Origin of the sequence: Amycolatopsis orientalis (genome assembly GCF_000943515.2) — a bacterium.
GTDB classification, from domain to species: domain Bacteria; phylum Actinomycetota; class Actinomycetes; order Mycobacteriales; family Pseudonocardiaceae; genus Amycolatopsis; species Amycolatopsis orientalis.
Map to the genome: position 1 here is coordinate 6,153,491 of NZ_CP016174.1, position 19,487 is coordinate 6,172,977.

Sequence of the window (19,487 nt, forward strand, 5' to 3'; positions counted from 1 at the left end):
AATCAGGAATTGCCGTCGAGCGCGATCTTCACCAGGTTGTCGAGATCCATCGTGTCGAGGAGATCCCCGTCCCCGGACTGGTCCGGCGAATCCGGGGCCGCCAGCCCGGCCAGCCGCAGCAGCGTGCCGGTGAGCCCGGCCTCCCGCAGCGCGGCGGGCGAGATCAGCGCCAGCGCGCGGCGAAGCTGACCGTCCTCATCGGACTCGCCGGACTCGTCACCGTCCCCGGCTATCTCCGCGGCCAGATGCGCGACGAGCGCGTCCGGGCTCGGGTGGTCGAACACGACGCTGGCGGGCAACGGGCCCCCGGCCGCCGAGGCGAGCCTGTCCCGCAGCTCCACCGCGGTGACCGAGTCCAACCCGAGGTCGCGGAACGGGCGCGCGGGACCGACGTCGCCGCCGCCCGGCAGCTGGAGCACCGCGGCGGTCTCGGCGCAGACCAGGTCGAGCAGGGTGCGCCGGAGTTCGGCCGGGCTCATCCCGGCCAGCTCGTCCCGCCGCCCCGGCTCCCCGGCCTCGGCCGCTCCGGTGGCGGCCTCCGGCAGCGTGTCGAACAGCCGGGCGGGCCGGGCCGAGGTGAAGACCGGCAGGAACCGCGCCCAGTCCACGTCGGCGACGGTCACCGCGACGTCACCGGCGCCGACCGCCCCGGCCAGCGCGAGAAGCGCCCGCTCGGGCGCCAGCCCCGACAGCCCGAGCCGCCGCAGCTGTTCACCGCCCTCACCATCGGCCATGCCACCTTCGGCCCACGGGCCCCAGGCGACCGCCGTCCCCGGCAGCCCGTCGGCGCGGCGCTGCTCGATCAACGCGTCGAGCGCGGCATTGGCGGCCGAGTAACCGCTTTGCCCGGCGCTGCCCCAGACCCCCGCGATGGAGGAGAACACGACGAACGCGTCGATCTCCCGGTCGCGGGTGAGTTCGTGCAGGTGGTCCGCACCGGCGACCTTGCCGTCGAGCACCTCGGCGAACTCGGCCGCCGAGGTCTCTTCCAGTGGCGCCGAACGGGACACCCCGGCCGCGTGCACCACCGAGAGCGGCCCGGCGGGCAGGCTTTCGAGCAGGGCGGCGACGGCGTCGCGGTCCGCGACGTCGCAGGCGGCGACTGTGACTTCGGCACCGAGTCCGCGCAGTTCCGCGGCGAGGTCACCGGCACCGGGCGCCTCGGCGCCCCGCCTGCTGGTCAGCACCAGGTGGCCGGCGCCGTTGTGTGCCGCCCAGCGAGCCACCCGCGCGCCCAGCGCGCCGGTACCGCCGGTGATCAGCACCGTGCCCGACGGCCGCCAAGCCCCGGCTCCCGCCGGTTTCGCGGACCGGACGAGCCGCCGGGCGAACGTCCCGGTGGACCGCACGGCCACCTGGTCCTCGTCCCCGGCGAGCACGTCCAGTACCCGCTCGGCGGCACGGTCGTCACAGTCGGCGGGCAGGTCGACGAGGCCGCCCCATCGGCCGGGGAATTCGAGCCCGGCGACGCGGCCGAGACCCCAGGCCTGTGCCTGCGCGGGGTCGGCGAGCCGGTCACCGCCACCGGTGGCGACCGCTCCCTGGGTGAGCAGCCACAACGGCGCGTCGATCCCGGCCGTGCCGAGCGCCTGGATCAGGGCGAGGGCGTCCGTCGCCGCGCGTGCGCCTGCGGGCAGCAAGGCGGCGACGCCGGTGTACCCGGTTTCCCGGTGGCCGGGGTCCGACGGCAGCGGAAGGGTCCGGACCTCGGCGCCGAGTGCCCGGCCCAGCACCTCGGCGGCCGGATGGCCGTCGGCGGGTACCAGCAGCAACCAGGAACCGGGGACACCCCCGGTCCGCCGTTCGGGCAGCCGTTGCCAGTCCACGCGATACCGCAGTCCGTCCACAACGGACTCATCGCGCTGCTGCCGCCGCCACGCCGCCATCGCCGGGAGCACCGCGCTGAGCGGCTGGTCGACGTCGAGGGCGAGATCCTCCGCCAGGGAACCGAGGTCTTGACGGTCCACCGCCTCCCAGAACCGGCTGTCCACTTCGGACGATTGGTCCACCGGTGTGGTGGCCGGGGCGTCGAGCCAGTACCGCTGCCGCTGGAAGGCGTAGGTCGGCAAGTCGACCCGGTTGGCCGGGCCGAAGTACGCGGCCCAGTCGACCTTCCCGCCGCTCGCCCACACCTTTCCCAGCGCACCGAGCGCCGCGCGCGCTTCGTCGCGCTCGCCGCGCAGCACCGAGGCGAAGGCGGCCTCGGTCCCCTGCTCCGGCAGGCACTCGCGGGCCATCGCGGACAGCACGCCGTCCGGCCCGAGTTCGAGCCACGTCGTCACGCCGGCACCGGTGAGGAAACCGACCCCGTCGGCGAACCGGACGGCCTGGCGGACATGCGCGGTCCAGTACGCGGGCTCGGACAATCCCGTGGCGACCTCGCCGGTCACGTTCGAAACGATCGGGATCCGCGGCTCGGCGAAGGTGAGTCCGCCGAGGACCTCGGCGAATTCCGCGAGCATCGGCTCCATCAGTGCCGAGTGGAACGCGTGGCTGACGGCCAGCCGCTTGGTCCGGCGGCCCTGTTCGGTGAAGCGGTCCGCCACCGAGAGCACCGCGGCTTCGGCGCCGGAGATCACCACCGACCGCGGCCCGTTGACCGCGGCGACGTCCACCGCGTCCGGTACGGCTTTCAGCTGCACCAGTACTTCGTCCTCGGTGGCCTCGACCGCCATCATCGCGCCGCCGGAGGGCAGTGCCTGCATGAGCGATCCGCGAGCCGCCACGAGAGCGGCGGCGTCCGCGAGGGAGAACACACCGGCGACGTGCGCGGCGGCGATCTCACCGATGGAGTGCCCCAGCAGGAAGTCCGGGCGGACGCCCCAGGATTCGACCAGCCGGAACAACGCGACCTCGAGCGCGAACAGCGCCGCCTGGGTGAAGCGGGTCTGGTCGAGCAGCTCCGGTTCGTCTTCGAGCACCGACCGGAGTGACCGGCCGAGCTTCGGATCGAGTTCCGCGCAGACGGCGTCGAAGGCTTCGGTGAACACCGGGAACTCGCGGTACAGCCCTGAGCCCATTCCCTGGCGCTGGGCGCCCTGTCCGGTGAAGAGGAAGGCCAGTTTGCCGGTTTTCGCGGTACCTTCCACCACACCTGCGAGTGCCTCCCCCGCCGCCACCGCGCCGAGGCCGGCGCCCGCGCTCGCGAGGTCTTCGACGAGCACCACCGCGCGGTGTTCGTGAGCGGCGCGGGAAGCGGCGAGCGACCAGCCGAGGTCGACCGGGTTCGGGGCCGTGCCGGTGAGGACACGGTCTCGGAGCCTGCTCGCCTGTGCCCGCAGCGCGGGCGCCGACTTGGCGGAGAGCACCCACGGCACCAGCGGCCGGGCGGGCGTCACCGCGGCGGGCGGCGCTTCCGGTGCCTCTTCGAGGACGGTGTGCGCGTTGGTCCCGCTGATCCCGAACGAGGAGACCGCCGCCCGGCGCGGGGTCCCGTTCCGGGGCCACGGCTGGGCTTCGGTGAGCAGTTCCACCGCGCCGGACGACCAGTCCACATGCGGTGACGCCTGGCCCACGTGCAAGGTCTTCGGCAGCACACCGTGCCGCATCGCCATGACCATCTTGATGATGCCCGCGACGCCCGCCGCGGCCTGGGTGTGCCCGAGGTTCGACTTGACCGAACCCAGCCACAGCGGCCGCTCGCGGTCCTGGCCGTAGGTCGCCAGCAGCGCCTGCGCCTCGATCGGGTCACCCAGCGAGGTCCCCGTGCCGTGTGCCTCCACGACGTCCACATCGGACGGTGTGAGACCGGCCCCGGCGAGCGCCGCCTTGATCACCCGCTGCTGCGAGGGACCGTTGGGCGCGGTCAGTCCGTTGGACGCGCCGTCGGAGTTGACCGCGCTGCCCCGCACGATGGCGAGCACGGGGTGTCCGTGCCGCCTGGCGTCGGAGAGCCGCTCGACGACCAGCATGCCGGCGCCTTCGCCCCAGCTCGTGCCGTCGGCGTCGGCCGAGAACGGCTTGCAGCGTCCGTTCTCCGCCAGCCCCCGTTGGCGGCTGAAGTCGATGAAGGCCGCGGGAGTGGCCATCACGGTCACGCCACCGGCCAGTGCCAGGTCGCATTCGCCCGTCCGGAGCGACTGCATGGCCAGGTGCAAGGCCACCAGTGAGGACGAGCAGGCGGTGTCCACGGTGACGGCGGGCCCTTCCAGCCCGAGGGTGTAGGCGATGCGCCCGGACACGATGGACGCCGCGTTGCCGGTCAACGCGTGTGCCTCGGTCTCCGCCGGAGCGTTCCGCAGGACACTGGCGTAGTCCTGGCCCATCGTCCCGGCGAAGACGCCGGTGGCGGTGCCGCGCAGACCGGTGGCGTCCAGCCCGGCGCGTTCGAAGGCCTCCCACGCGGTCTCCAGTAGCAGCCGCTGCTGGGGGTCCATCGCGAGCGCCTCGCGGGGCGAGATGCCGAAGAAGCCGGGATCGAACTCCGTGGCGTCGTGCAGGAACCCGCCTTCGACGGTGTAGGTCGTGCCCTCGTGGGCGGGGTCCGGGTGATACAGCGCCTTGGCGTCCCAGCCGCGGTCGGCCGGGAACTCCGAAATCGCGTCGCGGCCCTGGAGCAGCAGGTCCCAGAACTCCTCCGGCGAGTTCGCCCCGCCGGGGAAGCGGCAGGCCATGCCGACGATGACGATCGGATCGTCCGTGACCGCCTGCCGCCGCACCGGTGCGGCGTCGGGGGCGGGTTCGGCGCCGAGCAGTTCGGTGCGCAGGTAGGTCCCGAGCGCCGCCGGACTGGGGTAGTCGAAGATCAGCGTGGCCGGCAGTTTCGCGCCGATGGCGGAAGCCAGCCGGTTGCGCAGTTCGACCGAGGTCAGCGAGTCGAACCCGAGGTCCTTGAACGCCTGCAGCGGTTCGATACGGTCCGCCGAGGCGTATCCGAGCACGATCGCCGCGTTGGCCCGCACCAGGTCGGTGAGCTGTTTGTCCTGCTCCGCCTGGGACAGCCCGGAAAGCTCCCGTACCAGGGAACCGCCGTCGCCCACCTTGCCGGAGGCCGCGCGCCGCGCGGACGGCCGGGCGAGTCCCCGGAGCAGTGCCGGGACGGCCGTGTCCCGCAGAGAGGCGGGGGCGAGCGGTGCGGGGACCAGCAGCGACGCGGCCCGCGCACGGGCGGCGTCGAACAGGGCCAGCCCCTGTTCCGGGCGGATCGCGGCACTACCGGACCGGGCGGTGCGGGCGCGGTCGGTGGCGCCGAGGGTCGCCCCCATGCCGCCGTCTTCCTGGTCCCACAGCCCCCACGCCAACGAAAGTCCAGGCAAACCCTCGGCCCGGCGGTGAGCCGCGAGTGCGTCCAAGAAGACATTCGCCGCTGAATAGTTCGCCTGCCCGGCGTTGCCGAAGACTCCCGAGGCCGAGGAGAACACCACGAACTCCGCAAGATCGTGGCTCTTTGTCAACTCGTGCAAGTTCCACGCGGCGTCCGCCTTCGGACGCAACACTCCGGCGACACGGTCAGGAGTCAGCGACTCCACCACGCCGTCGTCCAGCACCCCGGCGGTATGCACAACCGCCGTCAAGTCCACAGTGGACAGAAGGTCGGCCAGCGCGTCCCGATCGGCCACATCGCACGCGGCTACCGACACCTCGGCACCCAGACCGGTCAACTCAGCGACCAACGCGTCCGCACCCGGGGCCGCCGCACCACGACGGCTCACCAGCAACAGCTTCCGCGCACCCTGACCGACAAGATGCCTTGCCACCAAGGCACCCAGATTCCCGGTACCGCCAGTGATCAACACCGTCCCAGCCGGATCAAGCGCTTGCGGAACGCTGAGCACGACCTTGCCCACATGCTTCGCCTGCGACATGAACCGGAACGCCTCCGGCGCCTGCCGCACATCCCACACCCGGGACGGCAACGGCGACAACACCTTGGCCTCGAACAAGCCGACCAGCTCGGACAACATCTCACCGATCCGCGCCGGACCGGCCTCGATCAGATCGAACGCCCGATAGGCAACACCGGGAAACTCGGCCGCGACCTGCTCCGGCTCACGAACGTCGGTCTTGCCCATCTCCACGAACCGGCCACCACGAGGAAGCAACCGCAGCGACGCATCGACGAACTCGCCCGCCAACGCATCGAGCACCACATCCACACCACGACCTTCAGACGCGGCAAGGAACTTCGCCTCGAAGCCGGTATCCCGCGACGACGCCAGATGATCATCCGACACACCCAGCGCACGAACCGCGTCCCACTTGGCAGCACTCGCCGTCGCGAAAACCTCAAGACCCCAATGCCGGGCAAGTTGCACAGCGGCCATACCCACACCGCCCGCGGCCGCGTGGATCAACGCCGCCTCACCCGACCTGACGTCGGCCAGATCGCGCAAAGCGTAGAACGCCGTGAGAAAGACCAGTGGCACCGATGCGGCGTCCACAAAGGACCATCCGGCCGGGATCCTGGCCAGCATCCGGGAGTCGGCCACCGCAACCGGACCGAAGGACGCCGAGATCAGGCCGAGCACACGATCGCCGGGAGCCAGCCCGGTGACCTTCGCACCGACCTCCAGCACCACCCCGGCGCCTTCCATGCCCATCAGCCCGGCGTCGCCGGGATACATGCCCAGCGCGTTCAGCACGTCACGGAAGTTCACCCCCGCGGCCCGCATGGCGACGCGGACGTCCAGCTCTCCCAACGGTTCCCGCGCGGCGGGCCAAGGCAGCAGGCTGAGGTTTCCGAGCGTGCCCTTGCCGACGCTGTCGAGCCGCCAAGGCCCGTCCGCGGGCACCGCCAGCTCGGCGGTACGGGAAACGCGGGCGAGGCGGGGCACGAAAAGCTCGCCACCCCGTACCGCGATCTCCGGCTCGCCGGTGAGGGACAGCGCCAGCCCGAGGGACCGCGGGTCGTCGTCGACGTCCACCACCAGCACGCGGCCGGGGTGCTCGGACTGAACACTGCGCAGCAGGCCGTGGACCGCGGCGGCGGCGAGGTCGCGGACGTCCTCGCCCGCGCTCGTCGCGACCGCGCCTCGCGTCCGGATCACCAGCAGCGAGTCCTCGGAAGCCTTGTCCCGCAACCATTCTTGGACGAGTGCGAGGGTCGACGAAGTCAGGTCGCCCGCAGCCGCTCCGACAGCGGCACAGTCGACGACCACGGTCGCGGGTACTTCGCCGGTCAACTCCGAAAGTTCCGCGAGCACGGTCACCTCGGTGTCGACGACAGGTCCGGCCGGGAGCGAGACCCAGTCGACCGTCCAGAGGGTGTCCGCCGGGATCGCCGAGTCCCGTACCGAATCCGCGGTCACCGCACGCAGGGCCAACGAGCCGACCTCGGCGACCGGGGCCCCTTCGGCGTCGGCGACCAGCACCGACACCGCGTCCGGTCCGGCCGGGCCGATCTTGACCCGCACGGTCGTGGCCGCAGTGGCGTGCAGCGTCACGTCGGTCCACACGAACGGCAGGAAACCGGCGTCCGCGTCGGAGACGAACCCGCCGAACCCGATTCCGTGCAACGCGGCGTCGAGCAGCGCGGGGTGCAGGCCACACCTGGCGGCCTCGGAGTGTTCTTCCGACGGCAGCTCGACCTCGGTGTAGACGTCGTCCCCGAGAGTCCACACGGCACGCAGGCCGCGGAAGGCCGGGCCGTAGCGGAAGCCCTCGCCGAAGCTCTCGTAGAACTCACCGACTTCGACGGGTACCGCGCCGGGTGGCGGCCAGGCGGTCAGCGCGCCCGGCTGCGCGGCCGACGGCTCGGCGACCAGCGTGCCGACGGCGTGCTGAGTCCACTCCTCCCCGTCGGAGTCGCGACGCGAGAAGATCGCGATCTCCCGGCCCGCCGCTTCGTCGGCCGGGCGCAGGACCACCTGTAGTCGTACCCCGCCGCTCTCCGGCAGGACGAGCGGCGCGGACAGCGTCAGCTCGGCGAGCCGGTCGTATCCGGTCCGTTTCCCGGCCTGCAGCGCCAGTTCGACGAACGCGGTCCCCGGCAGGAGCACCCGGTCGTTGACCACGTGGTCGGCCAGCCAGCCGTGGGTGGCCAGCGCGAGGCGGCCGGTGAGGACCAGTTCGCCGTCCGGGACCTCCACTTCCGCCCCGAGCAGGGGGTGGTCGGCGTTGCCGAGCCCGGCGGCCGTGAGGTCGCCGTTCCCGCCCATCCCCTTCGGCCAGAAGTGTTCGTGCTGGAAGGCGTAGGTGGGCAGCTCGACCCGGTTGCCGGTGAGCAGGGCGGTCCAGTCCACCGCGATCCCGCGGGTGTGCAGCTCGCTCACCGTGCTCAGCGCCGAACGCACCTCGGGCCGGTCCGCGCGCAGCACCGGCGCGAACAGGTTTTCCGCGTCGGGAAGGGCGCGCTGGGCGAGTCCGCTCAGCACCCCGTCGGGGCCCAGTTCGACGAAGGTGGTCACGCCCTGCGCGGCCAGTTCCCCCACCCCGTCGGCGAACCGCACCGCGGCGCGGACATGGTCGAGCCAGTATCCGGGTGAAGCGAGTCCGGTGGCCACGGTCCCCGACACGGTGGACACCAGCGGAATCGCCGGTTCGTGGTAGGTCAGGGTGTCGAGTACTTCGGCGAACCCGGCGAGCATGGGCTCCATCAACGGCGAATGGAACGCGTGGCTGACCGCGAGCCGCTTCGTCTTGCGGCCCTTGGCCGCGAACTCCGCCGCGATCCGGCTCACCACGTCCTCGGCGCCCGAGAGGACCACCGAATCGGGACCGTTCACCGCGGCGACCCCGAATTCGCCGTCCGGTTCGAACTCGTCCTCGGTCGCCTGCACCGCCACCATCGCCCCGCCGGCGGGCAGCGCCTGCATCAGCCGTCCGCGGGCGGTGATCAGTTTGCCCGCGTCGGCCAGGGAGAACACGCCGGCCACATGGGCCGCCGCGACCTCGCCGATCGAATGCCCCAGCAGGAAGTCGGCCCGGATCCCCCAGGACTCGGCCAGCCGATAGAGCGCGACCTCGATCGCGAAGAGGGCGGGCTGGGAGAACTCCGTCCGGTTCAGCGCTTCGGCGTCACCGGCCACGACCTCACGCAACCCCGAAGGCAGGTGGGCGCAGGCGGCGTCGTACGCCTCGGCGAACACCGGGAACTCCGCGTACAGCTCCCGTCCCATGGCCACCCGCTGGGCACCCTGACCACTGAACAGGAACGCGAGCTTGCCCCGCACGGGCGTCCCGGTCACGACGGTGGCCGAGGGTTCGCCGTCGGCCAGCGCGGTCAGCGACCGCAGCAGTTCGTCCTTGTCCTCGCCGAGAACGACCGCGCAGTGCTCCAGCGCGGCCCGGGTGGTCGCCAGTGAGAACGCCACATCGGCCAGGTCCGCCGGAGAGTCCACAAAGGAGCGCAGCCGCGCAGCCTGCGCCCGCAACGCGGCGCCGTTCTTCGCCGAGAGCACCAAGGGCAGTACCGACGGCGCGGCGGACGGGCGGGCCGGAGCCCCGGCGGGTGCCTGCTCGATGATGGTGTGCGCGTTGGTCCCGCTGATCCCGAACGACGAGACCCCCGCCCGTCGCGGACGCCCGGCCGACGGCCAGGGCCTGGCCTCGGTGAGCAGTTCCACCGCCCCGGCCGACCAGTCCACCTGCGACGACGGCGAGTCCACGTGCAACGACTTCGGCAGTACGCCGTGCCGCATCGCCAGCACCATCTTGATCACGCCCGCGACCCCGGCCGCGGCCTGGGTGTGCCCCAGGTTCGACTTCACCGAACCCAGCCACAACGGTTCGTCCCGGTCCTGGCCGTAGGTCGCCAGCAGCGCTTGTGCCTCGATCGGGTCGCCCAGCGCGGTGCCCGTGCCGTGCGCCTCGACAGCGTCCACATCGGACGGTGAAAGACCGGCGCTCGCCAGCGCCGCCCGGATGACCCGCTGCTGCGAAGGACCGTTCGGCGCCGTCAAGCCGTTCGACGCGCCGTCGGAGTTCACCGCGCTGCCGCGCACCACCGCGAGCACGGGGTGGCCGAGCCGCCGGGCGTCCGACAACCGTTCCACCAGCAGCACTCCGGCGCCCTCGCCCCAGCCCGTGCCGTCCGCGCCCTCGGCGAAGGGCTTGCACCGGCCGTCGGCGGCGAGACCGCGCTGGCGGCTGAATTCGACGAACGTCGCCGGGGTGGCCATCACCGTGACACCCCCGGCCAGCGCGAGATCGCATTCACCCTGCCGGAGGGACTGGGTCGCCAGGTGCAACGCGACCAGTGAGGACGAGCACGCGGTGTCGACGGTGACCGCGGGACCTTCCAGCCCCAGGACGTAGGCGATCCGGCCCGAGACCACCGCACCCGCCGTACCGGTGAGGACGTGCATCTCCGTTTCCGCGGGCGCGTTCTTCAGCACGTTCGCGTAGTCGGAGCCGCCTGCCCCCGCGAACACCCCGGTGGCGGAGCCGCGCAAGGACAGCGGGTCGATACCCGCCCTTTCCAGCGCCTCCCACGAGGTTTCCAGCAAGAGCCGCTGCTGCGGATCCATCGCGAGCGCTTCACGCGGGGAAATCCCGAAGAACGTTGGGTCGAAGTCGGCGGCACCGGTCACGAAGCCGCCGTCGACGGTGTACATCGTCCCGGCCTTGTCCGGGTCGGCGTCGTAGAGCCGGTCGATGTCCCAGCCGCGGTCGGACGGCATGGGGCCGATCGCGTCGGTGCCGTCCTCGAGCAGCCGCCACAGCCCGTCCGGGCCGTCGATGCCGCCCGGCAGGCGGCAGGCCATGCCGACGATGGCGATCGGTTCGTCGGTCACCCCGGCGGTGGCGCGGGCCGGGGTGGCGGTGCCCGCGGCGCCGCCACGCAGCTCCTCGCCGAGGAACCGGCCGAGCACGATCGGCGCCGGATAGTCGAAGACCAGGGTCGCCGGGAGCTTCAGCCCGGTGGCGGCACTGAGCCGGTTGCGCAGTTCGATCGCGGTCAGGGAGTCGAAGCCGAGTTCCTTGAAGGCGCGGCCGGGATCGACACTGTCGGCCGAACGGTGGGCGAGCACCACCGCGGCCTCGGCGCGGACCAGGTCCACCAGCGCCTGTTCACGGTCCACTTCGGACAGTCCGGCCAGCCGCCTGGCGAGTTCACCGCCCTGTGCGGTCGTCGCGGCCGAAGCGGTTCGCCGGAAACCGGCGGACACCAGGCCGCGCAGCAGCACCGGGAGCGTGCCCGCGCGGGCCTCGGCACGGAGTTCGGCCGGATCGAGAGGGGCGGGCACGAGCGTCGCGTGGGGACCGCCTCGGCCGACGTCGAACAACGCGAGCCCCTGCTCGCTCGACAAAGCCGTGCTGCCACCGCGTTCCAGCCGGGCGCGGTCGGTTTCCCCGAGTCCCGCGGTCATCCCGCTGGCTTCCGCCCACAGCCCCCACGCCAGTGCGGCCGCGGGCAGGCCGGCGGCGCGGCGCTGCTCGGCCAGCGCGTCGAGACAGGCGTTGGCCGCGGCGTAGGCGCCCTGGCCCGGGCTGCCGAAAACCCCGGCACCGGAGGAGAACAGCACGAACTCGGCGAGGTCGAGGTGCCGGGTCAGCCGGTGCAGCACGAGGGCCGCGTCCGCCTTGGGCCGGAGCACCCCGGCGAGCCGGTCGTCATCGAGCGTCGGGATGGTCCCGTCGTCGAGCACCCCCGCCGCGTGGACGACGGCGGTGAGCGGATGCCCGGCCGGGATCTCCGCCAGCAGCGCGCCCAGTTGATCCGCGTCCGCGACGTCGCACGCCGCGATCCGGACCCGCGCGCCGAGACCGGTCAGCTCGGCCTCCAGCGCGGGGGCGCGGCCGGTCCGGCTCGCCAGTACGAGATGCCGCACGCCGTGTTCGGTGACCAGGTGCCGGGCGACCAGCCCGCCGAGGGTGCCGGTGCCACCGGTGATCAGGACGGTGCCCTGCTCGTCGAGCGGGCGCGGCACCGTGAGCACCACCTTGCCGATGTGCTTGGCCTGGGAAACGAACCGGAACGCCTCCGCGCCCCGGCGGACGTCCCAGGTGCGGATCGGCAGGAAGTCGAGCGCGCCCTCGTCGAACAGGGCCAGCACCTCGCCGAGCATCTCGCCGATCCGCCGCGGACCGGCGTCGCCGAGGTCGAATGCCTGGTAGCGCACGCCTTCGTGGGCGGCGGCGACCTCTTCGGGTTCGCGGATGTCGGTCTTGCCCATCTCCAGGAACCGGCCACCGCGCGGCTGCAGGCGCAACGACGCGTCGACGAACTCGTTGGCGAGCGCGTTCAGTACGACGTCCACCCCGCGGCCGCCGGTGGTCGCGAGGAACTTGTCCGCGAACTCGAGGTCCCTGGACGAGGCGAGATGGTCGTCGTCGAGGCCGAGCTCCCGCAGTACCGGCTGCTTGGCGGCGCTCGCGGTGCCGAAGACCTCGATGCCCCAGTGCCGCGCCAGCTGGACGGCGGCCATGCCGACACCGCCCGCCGCCGCGTGCACCAGCAGCGACTCCCCCGCGCGCAGACCGGCGAGGTCCCGCAGCGCGTAGAAGGCGGTGAGGAACACAACCGGGACCGAAGCCGCTTCGGTGAAGCTCCAGTGCTCCGGCATGCGCACGACCGTGCGGGCGTCGGTGACCGCGAGGGGGCCGAAACCGCCGGGCAGCAGCCCGAGCACCCGGTCGCCGACCGCGAGCCCGGTGACCTCCGAGCCGAGCTCGGTGATCACCCCGGCCCCTTCGACGCCGATGAGCCCGGCGTCGCCGGGGTACATGCCGAGCGCGTTGAGCACGTCACGGAAGTTCAGGCCGGCCGCGCGGACCGAAACCCGGACCTCCCCCGGCGCCAGTGGCGCGGCGGCCTCGGGGCACGGCAGCAGCGCGAGTTCGGCCAGGGTGGTCTTCCGGCGGCTCTCCAGTCGCCACGGACCGGACGGGGGCGCGGCCACCGGCTCGGCCCTGACCAGCCTCGCACCGAACAACTTCCCGTCGCGGACAGCCACCTCCGGTTCGCCGGAGGACAACGCGGCCACGACGGACGCGTGGCCGTCGTCCGCGTCGATCTGCACGACCCGGCTGGGGTTCTCCTCGCGGACCGACCGCAGCAGTCCCCAGACGGCCGCGGCGGCGGGCTCCGGCGCGGCGTCCTCGCCGGTGGTCACCGCGCCACGGGTCAGCAGGACGAACCGGGTGTCCGCCAGCGCCTCCTCGGCGAGCCAGTCCTGTACCAGCCGCAGCACCCGGCCGACCTGCCCGGCGAGGTCCGCCGTCGTCGCGGTGAACGGAACCACCGCGTGGCCGGGCAGCTCGTCCCGTGCCGCCAGTTCCGCGAAATCGGTGAAATCGTCGCCGAACACGGCGACGGACGGCCGCGCGTCCCCGGCGGGAACCGGGAGCCAGTCCAGCCGGAACAGACTGTCGCGATGGGTGTCGGCCGGCGCGTCCGCGGCGAGCGGTCGCAGGGTGAGCGAGCCGATCTCGGCGACCGGTTCACCGGCTCCGTCCGCGACCAGTACGGCCACGGCGTCGGCCCCTGCCGGGCTCAGCCGGACCCGCAGCGCGGTGGCTGCCACCGCGTGGACCGCGACGTCGGTCCAGGCGAAGGGGAGTTTGCCCGCGGTGCCACCGGGGATCAGGTCCCCGAACGCGAGCGCTTGCAGCGCGGCGTCCAGCAAGGCCGGATGGACCGCGAACCGGTCCGCGTCCGCCTTGGCTTCGGACGGCAGTTCGACTTCGGCGAACACGTCGTCGCCGAGGCGCCAGACAGCCCGCAGCCCCTGGAACGGGGGCTCGTAGGCGAATCCCTGGCGCGCGGCGTCCGCGTAGAAGTCGCCGAGCTCGACCGGTTCGGCGTCCGCCGGCGGCCAGGTGGCGAGGGCGTCCGACGTCCGCCGGGGGGCGGAGCTGAGGAAGCCCGCCGCGTGGCGGGTCCATGCGGCGTCCGGGTCGTCCTCGGGCTGGGAGTACAGGCCGAGTTCACGACGTCCGCGCTCGTCCCGGCCACCGATCGACACCTGCAGCCGGATGCCACCGGTTTCCGGCAGGTAGAGCGGGGCCTCGATGATCAGCTCGTCGACCTGGTCGCAGCCCGCGCGATCGCCCGCCTGGACGGCGAGTTCCACGAACGCGGTGCCGGGCACCAGGATCCGCCCGTGCACCGCGTGCCCGGCGAGCCACGGGTGGGTGGCGAGGGACAGGCGGCCGGTGAGGACGGTCTCCTCACCGGCGGCGAGTTCGATCACGGCACCGAGCAGCGGGTGCTCGGTGGCGGCGAGCCCGAGCCCGGTCGCGGCGGAGCGCCCGGTGGCGGGCGGCGCGTCGAACCAGTACCGGTCGCGCTGGAAGGCATAGGTGGGCAGCCCGATCCGGCGCCCGCTGACCAGCGCGGTCCAGTTGACCGGGACGCCGCGGGTGTGCAGGGCGGCCAGGGCACCCGCCGCGCTGCGGACCTCGGGCCGGTCGGCCCGCAGGAACGGCACGAGAAGGGCTTCGGTCTCGGGGAGGCAGCCCTGGGCCATCGCCGTCAGCACGCCGTCGGGTCCGAGTTCGACGAACCGGGTCACGCCTTGTGCGGCAAGAGTTCCTACGCCGTCGGCGAAGCGCACTGCCTGACGTACGTGATCGAGCCAGTACTGCGGCGACGTCAGGTCTGCGACCAGCCCACCGGACACAGTGGACACCACCGGGATCTGCGGTGCAGCGAACGTGATGCTCTCAAGAACCTCGGCGAACTCGGCGAGCATCGGCTCCATCAACGGCGAATGGAACGCATGACTCACCTCAAGACGCTTCGTCTTACGCCCCTTAGCCGCGAACTCTTCCGCAATCCGGGTAACCACAGGTTCAGCACCGGAGATCACTACCGAGTTCGGACCGTTCACGGCCGCGATCCCGAACTCGGCCGTAGGTGTGAACTCGTCCTCGGTCGCCTCGATCGCGACCATCACACCACCAGCGGGCAACGCCTGCATCAAACGACCACGAGCCGACACCAGCTTGCCCGCGTCCTCCAACGAGAACACACCCGCGACATGCGCAGCCGCGATCTCCCCGATCGAATGACCCAACAGGAAATCGGGACGCACACCCCACGACTCGACAAGCCGATACAACGCAACCTCAAGAGCGAACAACGCAGGCTGCGCAAACTCAGTCCGACCAAGATCCCCTAGCGGCGGCAGGAACTCACACGCCGCATCAAAAGCCTCAGCGAAAACCGGGAACTCCGCATACAACTCAGCACCCATACCAACCCGCTGCGAACCCTGACCAGCGAACAAAAACGCGGTCTTACCGCGCGTCGCGACACCGGTCACCACATCCGGTGACGTCGTTCCGTCGGCCAGAGCCGTCAGGGCGGTGAGGAGGTCGTCGCCGTTTTCGCCCAGTACGACCGCTCGGTGTTCCAGCGACGACCGGGTGGTCGCCAGCGAGTACGCCACGTCAGCGACGTCCGCCGACGAGCCGATGGCCTGCTTCAGCTGTGCGGCCTGGCCCCGCAGCGCCTCGGGCGTTTTGGCCGAAAGAACCCACGGAACCACCGCCGGGACGTTCGACGGAAGCTCCGCGGGTTCGTCCGACGGCGCCTGTTCGAGCACGACGTGGGCGTTGGTCCCGCTCATGCCGAACGACGAGACACCGGCGCGGCGGGGCTGCCCGGTCTCCGGCCACGGCCGGGCTTCGGTCAGCACCGAGACCGCGCCCGCGGTCCAGTCCACTTTGGACGTGGGTGCGTCGACGTGCAGTGTCTTCGGCAGCACACCGTGCCGCATGGCCATGATCATCTTGATCACGCCCGCGGCCCCGGCGGCGGCCTGGGTGTGCCCGATGTTGGACTTCACCGAGCCCAGCCACAGCGGGGTCGCCCGATCCTGCCCGTACGCCCCGATCAGCGCCTGCGCCTCGATCGGGTCACCGAGCGAAGTCCCGGTGCCGTGTGCCTCGACGGCGTCCACATCGGACGGTTTGAGCCCGGCGCTGTCGAGCGCGGCGCGGATGACCCGCTGCTGGGAAGGCCCGTTGGGAGCGGTGAGCCCGCTGCTGGCGCCGTCGGAGTTGACCGCGGTGCCGCGGACCAGTGCGAGCACGGTGTGCCCGTTGCGCCTGGCGTCGGAGAGCCGTTCCACCAGGAACATGCCGACGCCTTCACTCATGCTGGTGCCGTCGGCGCCTTCACCGAAGGCCTTGCAGCGCGCGTCGGCGGCGAGCCCGCGCTGACGGCTGAAGTCCTGGAACGTGGCCGGGCTCGGCATGACGGTGACCCCGCCCGCCAGCGCCAGATCACATTCGCCCGCCCGCAGCGCACGGACCGCCAGATGCAGGGTGACCAGCGACGAGGAGCACGCGGTGTCCACGGTCAGGGTGGGGCCTTCGAGGCCGAGGGTGTAGGCGATCCGGCCGGAAGCCATGCTGCCGACGTTGCCGTTGCCGACGTAACCCTCCAGGTCGGCGGGAAGCTCGGCGCCGGCGAACCGGCTCAGGTAGTCGAAGTAGGCGACGCCGGAGAACACCCCGGTCCGGCTGCCGCGCAGTGACGCGGGCACGATCCCGGCGTTTTCGAGCACCTCCCACGAAACCTCGAGCAGCAGCCGCTGCTGGGGGTCCATCGCCAGCGCCTCACGCGGCGAGATACCGAAGAACCCTGCATCGAAATCAGCGGCGTCGGACAGGAACCCGCCTTCGCGGACATAACTGCTGCCCGGCCGGTCGGGGTCCGGATCGTAGAGCGCCTCGAGATCCCAGCCGCGATCGGCGGGGAACGGCCCGATCGCGTCGCCACCGGCGCGGACCAGCTCCCAGAGGTCCTCGGCGGAGCGCACCTCGCCGGGGAACCGGCAGCCGATGCCCACGATCGCGATCGGTTCGCTCTCGGCCGCCTCTGCCGACTGCAGCCGCTGGCGCGTTTGCGCCAGGTCCGCGGTCACACGTTTGAGGTAGTCCCGAAGCTTCTGCTCATTGCTCACTCAACGCCACCTCTTCACGACGAACTCCCCACGCGCGCGGCCCGCGCGAAAACCTCGCGGTCTGACCGCGTCCGCGGGAATCCGCGAAACAAAGAATTGCCCGTACACGCACGTTTCCCCAGAATTCCCGCTGAGAATATTTGCGCCGGAGAAGGACCGACAACCCCTAACCGCCCCTAGGTCAACAGCTGGAGCAGGCGAAACGCGGGCACACCGAAGCGGGGCCCACCACACCGGAAAGGCATGGCGGGCCCCACCTCGGGCTGGTCGTGAGTGGTAAGTGTCGTTAGAACGACACTTACCACTCACGACGTCAACAGGGACAGACCCGGTAATAGACGGTGTAGGTCGCCGGTTGCTCGGGCGCCTTGATGATGCGGCTGGCCCCGGCGCCGTCGCCCCACTTGTCGAACACCAGCTCGTACGGTGGGATCTCGATCTTGCCCGCGGCGCTGACCGAGAGCGCGGTGCCGACGATGACCTTCACCGTCGAGTCCGTCACCACGCCGTAGTTGCCGACGGTGACCCCGATACCCGGCGGATCGGATTTGAACGTGACGTCCACGGTCTGCGGCTGCAGCTCCACGGTCTTCGTGCTGACGTTGCCGTCGGAGTCGGTGGCGCTGAGCGTCAGCTCGAGATGCGATGGATAGGGATGGTCGGGCGCGGCGAACTCACCCGAGGCCGTGCCCGCGAACGTCTCGATGTCGTGGCTGTGGCAGTGGCCGTCCCCGGCGCAGTGCCGCATGGTCAGTTTCCAGTCCAGCGCCGAGGCGGGCAACGCGCCGTCCTGGGGGTCGGAAGCCCCACCGGAGAAGGAGACCCGCTGGCCGACCTGCCAGGTGAGGGTGGGAGCGGGCGTGGTGATCACCGGGACCGGCTCGGGCGGCGGGGCGTTGTCCACCACCACGTCGACCTTGGCCGTCGAACTCTTGCCGCCGGGATCGGTGACCTTCAGCGCCGGGCGCACGAACTGCTTCTTCAGGTACACCCAGCTCGTCACCGGCCCCCTCGCGTCGTCGAACTGCCCGTCGCCGTCCAGGTCCCATTCGTACCGGAGGCGCGCGCCTTCGGGGTCGGTGGAGCCGCGGCCGTCGAACCGCACGAACAGCGGGGACCGCCCGGCTGTCGGCCTGGCCTTGATCACGGCCTTCGGCGCGACGTTCGGGTCGTTGTCGTAGGTGATCCGGCGCAGCTCGCCGGTGTCGACCGAGACGTAGTACAGGCCGCCGCCGGGTCCGAACGCCAGCTGCACCGGCACCCCGAGACCGCTGGCGAAGGTGGTCACCTTGGCCGGGTCCGGCGCGCCCTGCGCGTCCTTGCCCATCACCCAGATGCAGCCGCGGGTGCTGTCGCTGAAGAACAGCGAGTTCCGGTAGGGCTCCGGCAGGGTCTGGCCGTCCGCGAAAGCGAACCCGGACAACGAGGCACCGCTGGTGTTGGGGCAGGTGTCGTCCGGCGAAACCTTGGCGCCGCCGGCGTACTGCAGGACCGGCTTGTGATCGCCGCCCTCCGCGTAGAGGGATTCGCACAGCTTCAGCCCGGCGGCCTTCCAGCCGGGATGCGGATCCTTGCCCTCGAAGCAGGGCCAGCCCATGTTGGGGGCCTTCGCCGGGTCCGGGGTGAACCGGTTGATCTCGTCCGCCAGCGTCTCGCCGACGTCGCCGAGCCAGACCTCACCGGTCTGCGGGCGCAGGGTGAACCGGAACGGGTTGCGCATGCCGTAGGCCACGATCCGGCGCGCGTTCTCGTCGGTGCTCGACGCGTACGGGTTGCCGGGCACGCCCTGGCCGGTCAGCGGGTCGACGCGGATCACGGTGCCATTGAGCACCATCGGCTCGCCCCCGGGGCGGCGCGGTGACTGCGAGCGCAGCGAACCGCCACGGGCGTCCGGAATGGTCAGATTGGTGCCCGCGCCGCCCGGCGGGTCGGCACAGGGGTTCTTCTGCTGGCCGTAGTCGACGAAGTTGAAGCTGGCGCCTTCACCGGCGCTGGCGTACAGCAGGCCGTCGGGACCGAAGGCGAGCGTGTCCGCGGTGTGGCTGGGGTACTGCTGGCACCAGCCGCTGACGAGCGTCTCCGGCGCGCCGGCGATCCCGTCGGCGCCCATCGTCAGCTTGACGATGCGGTTGGTGACCACGCAGCCGTCCTCGGTGTACCCCGGCGGCGACGGACACTTGTCGTTCCACTTCGGCGCGGTCTCCCCCGGCGGCGCGTCGTGGGTGTAGAGCGCGTAGACGTAGGGCTGTTGCGGGAACTTCGGGTGCACGGCCAGCCCGATCAGGCCGCGGTCCCAGCCGTCGAACACCTCGGTCCGCAGATCGGCGAAGACCTTGCCGGTCGTGGCGTCGACGGAGTCCCGGACCCGGATGATCCCCGACTTCTCCGCGATGAAGGTCTTGCCGTCGGGCGCGAACGCCACCGCGGTCGGTTCGGTGAGGCCCGAGACCACGGTCTGCTGGGCGAATCCCGGCGGCAGCGCGCTCGTGGGTTCGTGCCGGGCCTCGGCCGGGCGCAGTACCGATTCGTCCGGCTGGCGCGCCGGGACCGGCGGCGCCGCCTGGGCGGCCTGGCCGCCGACGCCGGAGACCAGCGTGGTCCCCAACAGCGCCGCGACCAGCAGCGCTGAGGGCCGTAACCGCCGTCGTGTCATCTTTCGCATCACATTCAGCCTCGATCTGTTCGGTTACC

General features: G+C 71.7%; 2 protein-coding genes. Both read right to left on the minus strand.

Features of this window, described 5'->3' with window-relative positions:
• Nucleotides 1–2: 2 nt before the first annotated feature.
• Complete coding sequence (locus tag SD37_RS26655) at nt 3–16,796, minus strand: type I polyketide synthase (RefSeq protein ID WP_065912992.1); 16,794 nt, start codon at nt 16,794–16,796, stop codon at nt 3–5.
• A gap of 313 nt (nt 16,797–17,109) precedes the next feature.
• A complete protein-coding gene (locus SD37_RS26660) occupies nt 17,110–19,458 on the minus strand; it encodes a PQQ-dependent sugar dehydrogenase (protein WP_236725125.1) in 2,349 nt (782 codons plus the stop codon).
• Nucleotides 19,459–19,487 lie beyond the last annotated feature (29 nt).